Origin of the sequence: Streptomyces dryopteridis (genome assembly GCF_049606955.1) — a bacterium.
Classification (GTDB): Bacteria; Actinomycetota; Actinomycetes; order Streptomycetales; family Streptomycetaceae; genus Streptomyces.
This window is the reverse complement of sequence record NZ_CP187113.1, coordinates 3,916,597-3,928,868: the sequence shown is the minus strand read 5'-3', so window position 1 is coordinate 3,928,868 and position 12,272 is coordinate 3,916,597. Positions and strand designations below refer to the sequence as shown.

The 12,272-nt window shown below is 73.9% G+C and carries 10 protein-coding genes; 4 read left to right on the top strand and 6 right to left on the bottom strand.

Going from position 1 to position 12,272, the window contains the following annotated elements; translation table 11 throughout:
- Positions 1-9 precede the first annotated feature (9 nt).
- Complete coding sequence (locus tag ACN20G_RS16805; RefSeq protein ID WP_424213603.1) at positions 10-312, bottom strand: hypothetical protein; 303 nt, start codon at positions 310-312, stop codon at positions 10-12.
- A gap of 401 nt (positions 313-713) precedes the next feature.
- Positions 714-3,098, bottom strand: coding sequence for an immune inhibitor A domain-containing protein (locus ACN20G_RS16800; protein WP_424215544.1), 2,385 nt, complete (start codon positions 3,096-3,098; stop codon positions 714-716).
- 527 nt (positions 3,099-3,625) lie between these two features.
- Between ACN20G_RS16800 and ACN20G_RS16795 the strand changes: the two genes are divergently transcribed.
- The gene (locus ACN20G_RS16795) at positions 3,626-3,919 is read left to right on the top strand and encodes a hypothetical protein (RefSeq protein WP_424213602.1); all 294 of its coding nucleotides are present in this window, start codon (positions 3,626-3,628) and stop codon (positions 3,917-3,919) included.
- Positions 3,920-3,946: 27 nt separating this feature from the next.
- Here the strand turns inward: ACN20G_RS16795 and ACN20G_RS16790 are convergent, their stop codons facing one another.
- Together ACN20G_RS16790 and ACN20G_RS16785 are read right to left on the bottom strand one after the other, a co-directional pair.
- Positions 3,947-4,681: an RDD family protein gene (locus ACN20G_RS16790; protein WP_424213601.1), complete on the bottom strand. Its 735-nt coding sequence runs from the start codon at positions 4,679-4,681 to the stop codon at positions 3,947-3,949.
- A gap of 103 nt (positions 4,682-4,784) precedes the next feature.
- Positions 4,785-6,143, bottom strand: coding sequence for an RDD family protein (locus tag ACN20G_RS16785; protein ID WP_424213600.1), 1,359 nt, complete (start codon positions 6,141-6,143; stop codon positions 4,785-4,787).
- Positions 6,144-6,399: 256 nt separating this feature from the next.
- Between ACN20G_RS16785 and ACN20G_RS16780 the strand changes: the two genes are divergently transcribed.
- A complete protein-coding gene (locus ACN20G_RS16780; protein WP_424213599.1) occupies positions 6,400-6,897 on the top strand; it encodes an SsgA family sporulation/cell division regulator in 498 nt (165 codons plus the stop codon).
- An 82-nt stretch (positions 6,898-6,979) separates the two neighbouring features.
- On the opposite strand, the gene ACN20G_RS16775 is transcribed toward ACN20G_RS16780, so the two are convergent.
- Positions 6,980-8,458 (bottom strand): FAD-binding oxidoreductase, encoded by a 1,479-nt coding sequence (locus ACN20G_RS16775; RefSeq protein WP_424213598.1) that lies wholly within the window; start codon positions 8,456-8,458, stop codon positions 6,980-6,982.
- Positions 8,459-8,556: 98 nt separating this feature from the next.
- On the opposite strand from ACN20G_RS16775, the gene ACN20G_RS16770 reads away from it, so the two are divergent.
- On the top strand, positions 8,557-10,323 hold the full coding sequence (locus tag ACN20G_RS16770) for a tetratricopeptide repeat protein (protein ID WP_424213597.1): 1,767 nt from the start codon (positions 8,557-8,559) through the stop codon (positions 10,321-10,323).
- A gap of 163 nt (positions 10,324-10,486) precedes the next feature.
- On the opposite strand, the gene hppD is transcribed toward ACN20G_RS16770, so the two are convergent.
- Positions 10,487-11,632 carry a 4-hydroxyphenylpyruvate dioxygenase gene (hppD, locus tag ACN20G_RS16765; RefSeq protein WP_424213596.1) on the bottom strand — a complete coding sequence of 382 codons (1,146 nt, stop codon included), beginning with the start codon at positions 11,630-11,632 and terminating at the stop codon, positions 10,487-10,489.
- Positions 11,633-11,757: 125 nt separating this feature from the next.
- Between hppD and ACN20G_RS16760 the strand changes: the two genes are divergently transcribed.
- Positions 11,758-12,231 carry an Lrp/AsnC family transcriptional regulator gene (locus ACN20G_RS16760; protein WP_424215543.1) on the top strand — a complete coding sequence of 158 codons (474 nt, stop codon included), beginning with the start codon at positions 11,758-11,760 and terminating at the stop codon, positions 12,229-12,231.
- Positions 12,232-12,272 lie beyond the last annotated feature (41 nt).

The window sequence follows — 12,272 nt, the reverse complement described above, 5'->3', positions numbered from 1 at the left end:
GGGAGGGACTCAGCGGCGCAGCAGGCTCCGGATCGGGTGCCACAGCTCGTGGGCCCGGTCCGGGGCGGCGCGCCAGAGCAGGCCGTCGGGGTGGTGCAGCACGGCGGTGATCTCGTCGGGCGTGGGCGGTTCGGTGTTGCCCCGCAGGTAGACGGCGCGCAGGCCCAGGTTGCGCAGCCGGGTCAGGGCGCGGGCCCGGTTGACGGCGTGGACCAGGACGCGGACGGAGCCGGCGTCGGGGTCGGGGTGGGGCAGGGTGAGCGCCACGACGACGCTGCCCCCCGGCAGTCTCACGAAGCCGCCTCCCGGCATGGTGGTGCACCTCTTCCCCGTCGGCGCGGCCCGCTGGGGGCCGTGCGGTCCCGGGCGGCGGTCGTCCGGGCCGTGTGCTGCGCCCGGTCGGTGCGGTGTCCGGGGTGGTCGGGTCCCGGGGCAGGCCGTCGGTCGGGGCCCGGTGCGGGTCGGCCGGTGGGTGCGGCCGGGTGCGGGCGGGCGTGCGCGTCGGCGCGGGGGGCACGGGCGCGGCACGTCCCGTGTGCCGTGCGCCTCCCCCGCGACCCTCGCATCCAACCGCGATCGGCCGCCGCCCGCCAGAGGGTTCTCCGGGGGCGACGGCCGATCATGGTGTGACCTGGGGTTTCGCGGGGTGTGACGTGGGCCGCACGGGATGCGGGGTGGTGCGGCCCACGTTCTGCCTCAACGGCGGCGAAACGTTACTTCTTGGTCACCGAGGGGCCGACCTCGACGGTGATCTGCTCGCCGTCGTAGGACTCCTTGGTGATCTTGATCTTGGTGTTGGTGTCGGAGACCTTCACGCTGCCGGTCGGGTTCTCCGCGTACCAGTAGGTGCCCTTGTGGTCGTCGAAGACGCCGTTGCCGGCCTTCGGCTTGATCCACAGCGAGGTGCCGTTCTTGTGCAGCGTGATCGCGTCCGTCGAGTACCAGCTGAACGTGGCGTCGAAGGGCTGGATCTTGTTGCGCAGGAGGGTGCCGTCGGCCCACTTCAGGGGCTTGGCGTTGGCGTCGACCGGCAGGATCAGGCCCTGGCCGGGGTGGACGCTGGTGTTGTTGTCCTTCTGGGAGGTGTCCCACAGCCAGACGAGCATGCCGTCCTGGTAGGGGTAGTGCTCGACCCAGTCGGGACGGGAGTTGGCCCAACCGAAGTTGTACGGGCCGACCTTGAGGGTGCTGTCGTAGGAGACGTAGCGACGGTTCTCCGCCAGGTAGTACTGCGCGTACTCCTTGGTGAAGCCCGAACCGATCCGGGAGAAGCCCTTGCCGGTCCAGCCGTTGTCGCCGTTCTCGGCGCCGTCGGCGAAGACGGTCTGGCCGTCGGCGGTCAGGGTGATCGCGTCACCGGTGAAGCCCTTGCCGCCCGCGCCGCCGTCGGTCTGGTAGCGGAAGCGGAGGTCGAACTTCTTGCCCGCGTAGGCGTCGAGCGGGAACTTCAGGTCCTGCCAGGAGCCGGAGACGTCGGTCAGGGCCGGGGAGCCCGCGGCGTCGACCGGTATGGCCTGGCCGTTGGCCGTGCCGGCGAGCGCGGTCCAGGTGGCCCCGCCGTCGGTGGACACCTCGGTGTAGAGGTAGTCGTAGTCCTTCTCGATGTCCCACCAGCCCTTGAGGGACAGCGCGGCGGAGGTCTTGCCGGTGAGGTCCACGGAGCGGGTGAGGGTGTTCTTCAGGTCGTCGCCCATGTTGCTCCACCACTGGGTGGCGCCCTCGGCCGGCTTGACGACCTCGGTGGTGACGGGCTTCTTGGGCAGCTCGACGACCAGGGCCTGCTTGTCCTTGGTGTTGTACGCGGACACGCCCAGCTTGTGGGTGGACTTCGTGCCGGCCTTGGCCTTGTCGTAGTTCAGCCAGCCGAGCTGGAGCTTGTCCCACGCGGTCATGTCGCCGGGCACGTCGCCGATCGAGTCCTTGCCGGCGCCGAGCCAGGAGCCCGCCGACATCAGGGACCAGAAGCCGACGCCGTTCTCGCCGCCACCGGAGGTGTCGTAGAGGTCGGGCAGACCGAGGTCGTGACCGTACTCGTGGGCGAAGACGCCGAGGCCGCCGTTCTCGGGCTGCATCGTGTAGTCGCCGACCCAGATGCCGGTGTCGCCGATCTGGGTGCCGCCGGCCTTGTTGTTCTCCGGGCCGGTCTTGCCCGCGTTGGTGCCGTACGCGTACCAGCGGTGGGCCCACAGCGCGTTCGGGCCCTCGACGCCGCCACCGGCCGACTCGTCCTCGCCCGCGTGGACGATCTGGAAGTGGTCGATGTAGCCGTCGGGCTCGTTGAAGTTGCCGTCGCCGTCGAAGTCGTAGCGGTCCCACTGGTCGTACTGGGCCAGCTGCGCCTTGATCTGGGCGTCGGTCTTGCCGGCCGCCTTCTGCGCTGCGGTCCACGCCGTGACGCCGTCACGGACGGTGTCCCACACGTTGGAGCAGTTGCTCTGACCGCAGAAGTTCGAGCCGTAACGGGCCTCGTTGTAGGGGACCTTGACCCAGTCGGAGACCTCGCCCTCGACCGAGTAACGGCCCGAGGAGGTCTTCTCGTAGTAGGTCTTCAGGGAGTCCTTGCCCTTGCCCGTACCGAAGTACAGGTCCTGGAAGTGCTCCTTGCTGAAGTCCTTGCGCCAGGCCGTGCTGTTGTCGTTCTTGCGGTCCGGCTGCGCGATCTTGTTGTGCAGCGGACCGGGGGTGCCGCCGTACTTCACGACCGGGGGCTTGGGGCCCGCGCCGTCCGGGTCGTACATGGTGGTGTTGTCCACCTGGTCGCCGAACTCGACGAGGATCGTGAAGATCTTGTCGGTCTTCTCGCGGCCGAGCTCGACGTACTTCTTGTCGTCGAGCTTGACGACCTTCGAGGCCCCGCGCTGCTCCGCGCCCTTCTTGCCCGACAGCACCTGCTCCAGGGCGGCCTTCTTGGCCTGCTCCTGCTGCTTGCTGAACGGGCCTTCGAGGTCGTGGTCGACCTTCACGTTGGCCGGGGTGGTCGGGTCCTGGCCGGCGGTGACGACGGTCTCGTTGGCCGGCGGCGCGGCGGGCGCGGAGCCGGTGGCCTGAGCGGACACGGCGAAGAAGGTCGCCGAGACCGCGCACGCCGACAGCGTCACGGCGATGGCGCCGGTCCGCAGGGCGTGCTTCTTGACGTTGCTGGTCACTTGATGTCGTTCCCCTCCCGCGGGCCGCACAAGGACAGGGCGGAACAACTCCACGGAATGGGGGGTTCCGCGCGGCGCGCGTCTCAAGTGACGACATTGGACCGGAGTGTCGCGAGAAAAGACAGACCTTGACTTGTTCCGGTCAAGTGCACTATGCGGGACAAGAGTTCCGGTAATCGGACGACGCACGGGAAGCCGACCCGCGACCGCTCCCCCGCCCCACCCGATCCCACCCGACCCACGAGGCCCGCGCGTGGCACGGAGCCTAGGGCCTCGCACCCCCGTTCGGACAGGCCGGCGCGGAGTCCGTTTCCGAACACCCGTGCACCCGTGCGCCCCTCGTGCTCCGGTCCGCTTCGACCGACCCCCGCCCCCGCCGATTGCCTCCCCCTCCGCTCGGGCATCCACCACGGTGGAGCACCGACCGCGCGAGGCCCCCGGCCGGCCCCGCGACCACCGCCGTCAGGACGGAACCCGCCATGCCACGTCCGACCGCCGCCCAGCTCGCCTGGGGAGCCGCGACCGTCGTGGTCGCCGCCCTCGCCCTGCTGCTGCTCTCCCGCCCCGACTCCGGCGTGGGCGTCGGCGTCGTCGTCGCCGCCTCGCTCGCCCTCGGGCTGCTCGTCGCCCTCCTGCTGCCCGCCCCCGGACGGCGTTCCCGTGCCGCCACACGCGGACACGCCGAAACGGCGGCCGCCCGGGTGCCCGCGCCCCGGACGGCCGCCGCCCGCACCGGCCCGACGACCGCCGACCGGCCCGCCGCGCGCCGCTGACCGACGCTCCGACGGGCCGGACCGACCTCAGGGAGCCGTGACCACCACCGTCTTGGCCACCTTGTCGTGCAGGCCCTGGGAGTAGGGCTTGTCCACGAGGATCGAGATGATCAGGGCCAGCGGCCACAGACAGGAGCAGCACAGCTGCGTGGGCACCCACAGCATCGCCGCGCGCCCGAGCGCCGCGCCCGAGGCCGGCACGCTGCCGTCGCTCAGCATCGCCACCCGCAGGCCCATGGCCCGCTTGCCGGGGGTGCGGCCGTCCTTCTTCGTGAAGAACCAGTCGTAGGCCACGTACGCCACGACGCCGATCAGCGTCCACAGCAGCCCGCTGCCGTTGTACCCGCGGGTGATGACCTCGGTGACGTCCTCGCCGTTGTTGGTCTGCACCGTGTAGCGCTTGCGGTCGAAGAGCCACTGGAGCAGGTAGAAGGGCACGCTCACGATCAGCAGGTCGATGACGCGCGCGCCCAGCCGCTTGCCGAAACTCGCCAACGGCGGCATCCCGGCCAGCGGATCGGGCATCCCGAACCCGCCGCCCGCTCCACCCGCGCCCCCCGGGGCGCCGCCGTAGGGGTCACCGCCGTACGGATCGCCCGAGTACGGCGGCGGGGGCGGCGGATAGCCGGAGCCCGGCGGGGGCGGCGGCGGGGAGCCCGCGCCGTACGGGGAGCCGCCCGCCGGCGGCGGCTGCTCGTGGGGCTTCTTGAGGAACGGGTCGTCCTCGGGCGGCGGGCCCGGCGGCGGCTGGTCGGTGCTCATGGCCCGAGTCGACCGCGCCCCCGTCCGCCCCGCAATCGGGGCGCGCCGATCGGGCGAGCCACGTCACGGGGACGGGGGTACGGGGGCTCCCGGCGGGGCGTCGTCAGCGTCCGACGCGGGTGCCGGCGGCCCGGTCGTGCCAGGTGCGGCGGTGGGCGGGGTCGGCCAGGGCGGCGAGCGCGCCGGGCAGGCCGAGGAGCACGAGCAGGAACCAGCGGGCCAGGGCCCGGCCCAGGCCCGGGCGCTCGCGGCCGGGGTGGGTCAGGACCCGCACCCCGCACAGGCGCTTGCCCGGGGTGCGGCCCCAGCGCGCGGTCGGCAGCACCTCCCAGACCAGGCCGAAGACGAGGACGGCGGCGAGCACGAGCCCGAGCAGGCCGAGCACGGTGGCGTCCAGGACCCAGACGGTGACGGTCTGTCCGGCCACCCGGGAGGCGGCGACCTTCGCGTCGAGGTGGGCACGGGCCTGCGGCAGCAGGGGCAGGGCGGTGGCGCCGGCGACGGCCGCGTACACGAGGGTGTCGAGGAGGCGGGCGGCGAGCCTGCGGCCGAGACCGGCGGGGCGGTCGGCGCGGGCCGCCATCTCCGCGACGGCCCGTCGGCTCTCCTCGGAGGGCACGGGCGCGGACGGCACGGGGGGTACGGCGGCCGGCGACGCGGCGGGCACGGCCGCGGCGGACGGCGCGGGTTCGGGGGCCGGGGGCAGGGGCCGGGCGGGGGCCGGCGCGGCGGGAGCGGGGGCGGGCGCCGGGGGCACGGGGCGGGGCTCGCGGACGGGCTCGCGGACGGGTGGGGCGGCGGGGACGTAGGAGGGGGGCAGCGGGGGCGTGCGGACGCGGGGGGCCGCGGTGGGGGCGGGGGCGGGCAGGGGCCAGTCCTCGGGGGCGGTGGTGCGGGGTTCGGAGGGGGCGCTCTGGAGGGGGAAGCGGTCGGCCTCGCGGGGCGGGAGGCGGCGTTCCGGTTCGGGGCGGGGTTCGCGGACCGGGGTGGGCGCGCGGCGCAGGGAGATGCCGGAGGCGACGGGTTCGGCGGCGGCGGGGGCGGGTGCGCGGGGGCTGGTGAGGGGTTCCGGTTCCTCGTCGGCGCGGCCCCAGGAGATGAGGTGGTCGCGGGGGCCGCCGTAGCCGTTCTGCTGCTGGGGGTCGGCCTGCCAGCGGACGTGGTCGCGTTCCGGTTCGGGTTCGTGGGGGCCGCCGGCGGCGGGGAATTCGGTGAGGGAGGTGTCGTCGAGGAAGACGGGTCCGGTCTCCTCGACGAGGGCGGGGGCCGGGGCCGGCGCGGGGGTCGGCGGCGGGGGCGGGGCGGCGGGGTTGCGGTCGGGGACGACCTCGCCGGGGTCGAGGGGGCGGCTGGTGCCGGGCATCCAGTGGGCGCCGTTCCAGTAGCGCACCCAGCCGGGGACGGACGGGTCGGGGTAGAAGCCCTCGCGGGCTGGTTCGCCGTCACCGGGGATGGCTGTCACGGGCACCGGCTCCGTTCGTGGCGTGAGGCTGTCGCAGGGCAGGACCATAGCCAAGAACCGTGTGCCGGCAGGTGCGGTAACGGGATATTGCAAGCCTTCGGGCGAACCTCGGCAGTACCGATCGTTTTCGGTCATGGGGCAATTTTCGGCCAACCTGGGATTTCCTCCCCGAACCCGCGTCACACTCGGGCCGGAGCTCGCTCTCGGCTGGTGCGGGCACCCGTCCGCGCCCGCGCGAGCGAAGAGAGGCACCACCATGCGGAACACCGTCATCGAACGCGAACTGGAACTGAAGCTGGTCATGTCCCCGGAGCGCGCCGTCGCCGTCCCGGCCCGGCTCACCTACCGGAGCGAGGACCCGTTCGCCGTGCACATCGCGTTCCACACCGCCTCCGACTCCCCCGTGGACTGGACCTTCGCGCGGGAGTTGCTGGTCGAGGGCGTGTTCCGGCCCTGCGGCCACGGGGACGTGCGGATCTGGCCCACGAAGATCGACGGGGCGCAGGTGCTGTGCATGGCGCTCAGTTCGCCCGACGGGGACGCCCTGTTGGAGGCGCCCGCCCTGCCGGTCTCGGCGTGGCTGGAACGGACCCTGCGGGCGGTGCCGCCGGGCGCCGAGATGGACCTCGTGGGGCTGGACGAGGAGCTGACGGAGCTGCTGGCGCCGACCCCGGCGGACGAACTGTGGCTGCGCGACCCGTGGTCGGGCCCCGGCGAGGACACCGGGCCCGAGGGCGGGCGCGGGACGGCGTGAGCGCCCGTCCCCTGCCGGCGCCCGCGTCGGCCCGCGCACGACGGCGTCCCGGGGCCCCGCACGGCCCCGGCGGCCGGCGGGTTCAGAACACCTTGCCGGGGTTGAGCAGCCCCAGGGGGTCGAGGGCCCGCTTGACGGCGCGTTGCACGTCCATGCCCACCTCGCCGCTCTCCCGGGCCAGCCACGCCCGCTTGAACAGCCCGACGCCGTGCTCCCCGGTGATCGTGCCGCCCAGGCGCAGGCCGAGGTCCATGATCTCGTCGAAGGAGATCCGGGCCCGTCGGGCCTCGTCCTCGTCGGCGGGGTCGAAGCAGACCACGGGGTGGGTGTTGCCGTCGCCGGCGTGCGCGCACACCCCGATGAGCAGGTCGTGGGCGGCGGCGATGGCGGCGACCCCGTCGAGCATCTCGGCGAGCCGGCCGCGCGGCACGCACACGTCGTCGATCATGGTGGCCGGGCGCAGGGCCTCCAGCGCCGTGAGCGACAACCGGCGCGCCTGGAGGAGGAGTTCGGACTCCTTCTCGTCGTCGGCGGGGACCACGGTGCTCGCGCCGGCGGCCCGGCACAGCTCGGCGACGGCGGCGAGGTCGGCGGGCGCGTCGGGGGTGTCGAAGGCGGCCAGCAGCAGGGCCTCGGTGCTCTCGGGCAGGCCCATGTTCCCGTACCGGTTGACGGCGGCGACGGTGGTGCGGTCCATCAGCTCCAGCAGCGAGGGGGTGTGCCCGGCCTCGGTGACGGCCACGACGGCGGCGCAGGCGGCGGCGGTGGAGGGGAACTCGGCGGCGAGGGCGAGCTGCCGGGGCGGGGCCGGGCGCAGGGCGAGGACGGCGCCGACGACCACGCCGAGGGTTCCCTCGGATCCGACGAACAGGCGGGTGAGGTCGTAGCCGGCGACGCCCTTGGCGGTGCGCCGGCCGGTGCGCAGGAGGCGGCCGTCGGCGAGGACCACGTCGAGGCCGAGGACGTACTCGGCGGTCACCCCGTACTTGACGCAGCACAGGCCGCCGGCGCCGGTGCCGATGTTGCCGCCGATGGTGCAGCTCTCCCAGCTCGACGGGTCGGGCGGGTAGAACAGCCCTTTTTCGGCCACGGCGCGGGACAGCACGGCGTTGACGACCCCGGGTTCGACGACCGCGATCCGCTCCGTGGTGTCGATCTCCAGGATCCGGTCCATCCGGGTCAGCGACAGCAGCACGCAGCCGTCGACGGCGTTGGCGCCGCCGGACAGGCCGGTGCGGGCGCCCTGGGGCACGACGGGCAGCCGCAGTTCGGTCGCCACCCGCATCACGTGCCGGACCTGTTCGACGTCGCGGGGCAGCACGAGCGCGAGGGCGGTGCCGGCGGGGCTGAAACTGGCCATGTCGCCGGCGTAGGAGGCGATCACGTCGGGGTCGGTGACCACGGCCTCGTCGGGCAGGGCGGCGGCGAGCAGGGCGCGCAGCCGCGTGGGGCCGGGGGCCGGGCCGGGGGCCGGGTCGGGGGCCGGGTCGGGGGCCGGGTCGGGGGCCGGGTCGGGGGCCGGGTCGGGGGCGGCGCCTGCGGCGCGAAGATCGTCTTCCATGGGCGTCAGGGTGGCAGCCGGGGCCATCGGTGTGAACCCGTGCGCGACCCTCTTCGGACAGCCCGGAATGTTCTTCATATTGACGCACAGTGAGCTGCATGGAGTCCGTGAACCCAGCTGTGGACGATGACGTGGACGCCCGGCACCCCGTGCCGCCCGTGTCCTTCACCGGACGGCGGACACTGGTGCCGGCGGGCATCGCCGTCGTCCTGATCGCGGCGGCCCTGTTCGTCAGGCCCGTCGCCGACCGCGACGACGCCCGCCCGCCGGACCCGAGCGCGCGCGCCGCCGCGGCCGTCGGCGCCGGCTCCCCGGCCGCCGCCGTCGACCTCGCGGCCCTGATCGCCGACCGCGAGACCTGGCTGCGCGCCCACCCCGACGACGACGGCTCCTGGGCCGTGCTGGGCTCCGCGCACCTCGAACAGCACCGCCGCACCGCCGACACCGCCTGGCTGCCCAAGGCCGAGGCCGCGTTCGCCCGGTCGCTCGCCCTGCGCCCGACCGCGAAGGGCAACGTCCAGGCGACCGTCGGCACGGCGGCCCTGGCCGTCGCGCGCGGTGACTTCGCGGCCGGCCGGAAGTGGGCGGAGCAGGCCCGCGAGAAGGCCCCGAAGGAGTGGTCGGCGCACGCCGTCCTCGTGGACGCCTACGCCGGCATGGGCGAGCACAAGAAGGCCGAGGCCGCCGCCGAGAAGCTCCGCGAACTCGGGCCCGCCCTCACCGCGAACATCGTCTCGGCCCGGCTGTACCGCGACCGGGGCTGGCGCGAGGACGCCACCACCGCCCTCGTCGCGGCCGCCGGGGCCGCCGGCTCCCCGGCCGAGAAGGCGTACGCGCTGCGCCTCGCCGGCGACCTGCACGAGGAGAAGGGCGAACTCCCCCAGGCCCTCGGCAGCTACGACGCGGCCCTCAAGGCCGACCCCTCCCAGGTCCGGGTCCTCGCCGGCCGGGCCCGCGCCCTGGCCGCCTCCGGGCGCACCGCCGACGCCGAACGCGACTACCGCACCGCCCTGCACCACGCCCCCGACCCCCGGGTGGCCCTGGAGTTCGGCGAGTTCCTCGACTCCCTGGACCGCGGCGCGGAGGCCGGCGCCCCCGACGGCCCGTACGCGGAACTGCGGAAGGCCGCGGCCCGGTCCGCGGGGCACGGCGTGGACGAGGAGGTCGTGCTCGGCCTGTACGAGGCCGACCACGGCGAGCCGGAGGCGGCGGTGGCCCGACTGCGCGGCGAATGGGGCCGGCACCCCAACGAGACGGTCGCCGACGCCCTGGGCTGGGCCCTGCACCGCGCCGGGATGGACACGGAGGCGCTGGACTACGCGAAGAAGGCGACCGAACTGGGCCGCCGCAGCTCCGAGTTCGCCTACCACCGGGCGCTGATCGAACGCGAACTGGGCGACGTGGCCGCCGCCCGCCGACACCTCCAGGACGCGCTGCGCACCCACCCCACCTTCTCCCCGGTGCGGGCCCCGATCGCCCGCGAGGCCCTGGAGACCATCGGCCAACCCCCCGCCGGCGGCCCCCGCAACGTGCTGCCCACCCGCCCCTGGGTGCCGCCCGTGATGCCCAAGCCGAAGCCCAAGCCCGGCAAGCCGGGGCCGGCGGCCACGGAACTCCCGACCGAACCCGCCGCCCCGGACCCCGCCCCGGCCGCGCCGGCCGCCCCCGAACCCGGCGGCGACCCCGCGCCCGAGCCGCGGGCCCCGCAGCCGGCCGACCCGCCGGGGCCGGGCACCCGTGCCCGCCCGGCGCCGGCGGCGAAACCGGCTCCCGAGAAGCCCGCCGCGAAGCCCGCCGAACCCGAACCGGAGCGGGCCCCGCGACCGGCCCGCACGGCCGCCGCACCGGCCCACCCCCACCCCTGAGCACGCCGGTGCCCCCGGACGGCGAACCGTCCGGGGGCACCGGTGTCCGCGCGCCGGGACGGGGAGGCGTCCGGCGGCACGGAGGGCGACGCGGCGGGAGTGCGGCCCGACCGACGCGCCCGGGGGGAACGAGCGGTATCGAAGGTGTCGGCGGTATCGGCGGCTAGAGGTTGCCGCGCTTGGCCTGCTCGCGCTCGATCGCCTCGAACAGGGCCTTGAAGTTGCCCTTGCCGAAGCCCATGGAGCCGTGCCGCTCGATCATCTCGAAGAACACCGTCGGCCGGTCCTGCACCGGCTTGGTGAAGATCTGGAGCAGATAGCCGTCCTCGTCGCGGTCGGCGAGGATCTTCAGCTCGCGCAGGGTGTCCACCGGCACCCGGGTGTCGCCGACCCACTCGCCGAGGGTGTCGTAGTACGAGTCCGGGGTGTCCAGGAACTGCACGCCCGCCGCGCGCATCGCGCGGACCGTGGCCACGATGTCGTTGGTCGCCAGCGCGATGTGCTGCACCCCGGGGCCGTTGTAGAACTCCAGGTACTCGTCGATCTGCGACTTCTTCTTCGCGATCGCGGGCTCGTTGATCGGGAACTTCACCTTCAGGGTGCCGTCCGCGACCACCTTCGACATGAGCGCGGAGTACTCGGTGGCGATGTCGTCGCCCACGAACTCCTTCATGTTGGTGAAGCCCATGACCTTGTTGTAGAACCCGACCCACTCGTTCATGCGGCCCAGCTCGACGTTGCCGACGCAGTGGTCGATCGCCTGGAAGGTCCGCTTGGCCGGCGGCTCCACCATCGGCGCGGCGGCCAGGTAGCCGGGCAGGTAGGGGCCGGTGTAGCGGCTGCGGTCCACCAGCGTGTGCCGGGTCTGCCCGTAGGTGGCGATGGCGGCCAGCACCACGGTGCCGTGCTCGTCGGACACCTCGTACGGCTCGTCCAGACCGCGCGCGCCCTGCTCCACGGCGTGCTTGTAGGCGGCCCGCGCGTCGGGCACCTCCAGCGCCAGGTCCACGACGCCGTCACCGTGCTCGGCGACGTGCTCCTCCAGGAACCGGCCCCGGTCGGAGGTCGCCTTGATGACCGAGGTCAGCACGAACCGGGCGGAGCCGTTCGTCAGGACGTAGCTCGCGGTCTCGCGCTCGCCGGTCTCCGGTCCGGAGTACGCGACCAGCTTCATGCCGAAGGCCGTGGAGTAGTAGTGCGCGGCCTGCTTGGCGTTGCCCACGGCGAAGACGACCGCGTCCATGCCCTTGACCGGGAAGGGATCGGCCTCACGCGCGGTCTCGGGGGTGTGATCGAGGGTCTCAGTCATGAGCGCAGATTCCCGCCGAACCACAAGCTGCGCAACAGTTCGCGATTCCCCTGGTCAATCCGGCCGGCATCGGGCCAGGATGACTGCAATATCCGTACAGGATGACCACCCCGAACGGAGTCCCGATGGGCATCGACGAACTCGACGGCCGCCTGATCGTCCTGCTGGCCCGCGAACCCCGCATCGGCGTCCTGGAGGCCAGCCGCCGCCTCGGGGTCGCCCGCGGCACCGTCCAGGCCCGCCTGGACCGCCTCCAGTCCCGGGGCGTCATCCGCGGCTTCGGCCCCCAGGTCGACCCGACGGCCCTGGGCTACCCGGTCACCGCGTTCGCGACCCTGGAGATCACCCAGGGCCGGGGCACGGACGTCCGCGCCCACCTCGCCGGCGTCCCCGAGGTCCTCGAACTGCACACCACGACGGGCCACGGCGACATGCTGTGCCGGCTGGTCGCCCGCTCCAACGCCGACCTGCAACGGGTCATCGACCGCGTCGTCGGCTTCGAGGGCATCGTCCGCGCCTCCACGGCCATCGTCATGGAGAACCCGGTCCCCTTCCGCGTCCTCCCCCTGGTCGAACAGGCGGCGACGGACACCCCCTGACCAGGTCGAACACACGCCGCGGGCCACTCGGGAAGGAGATG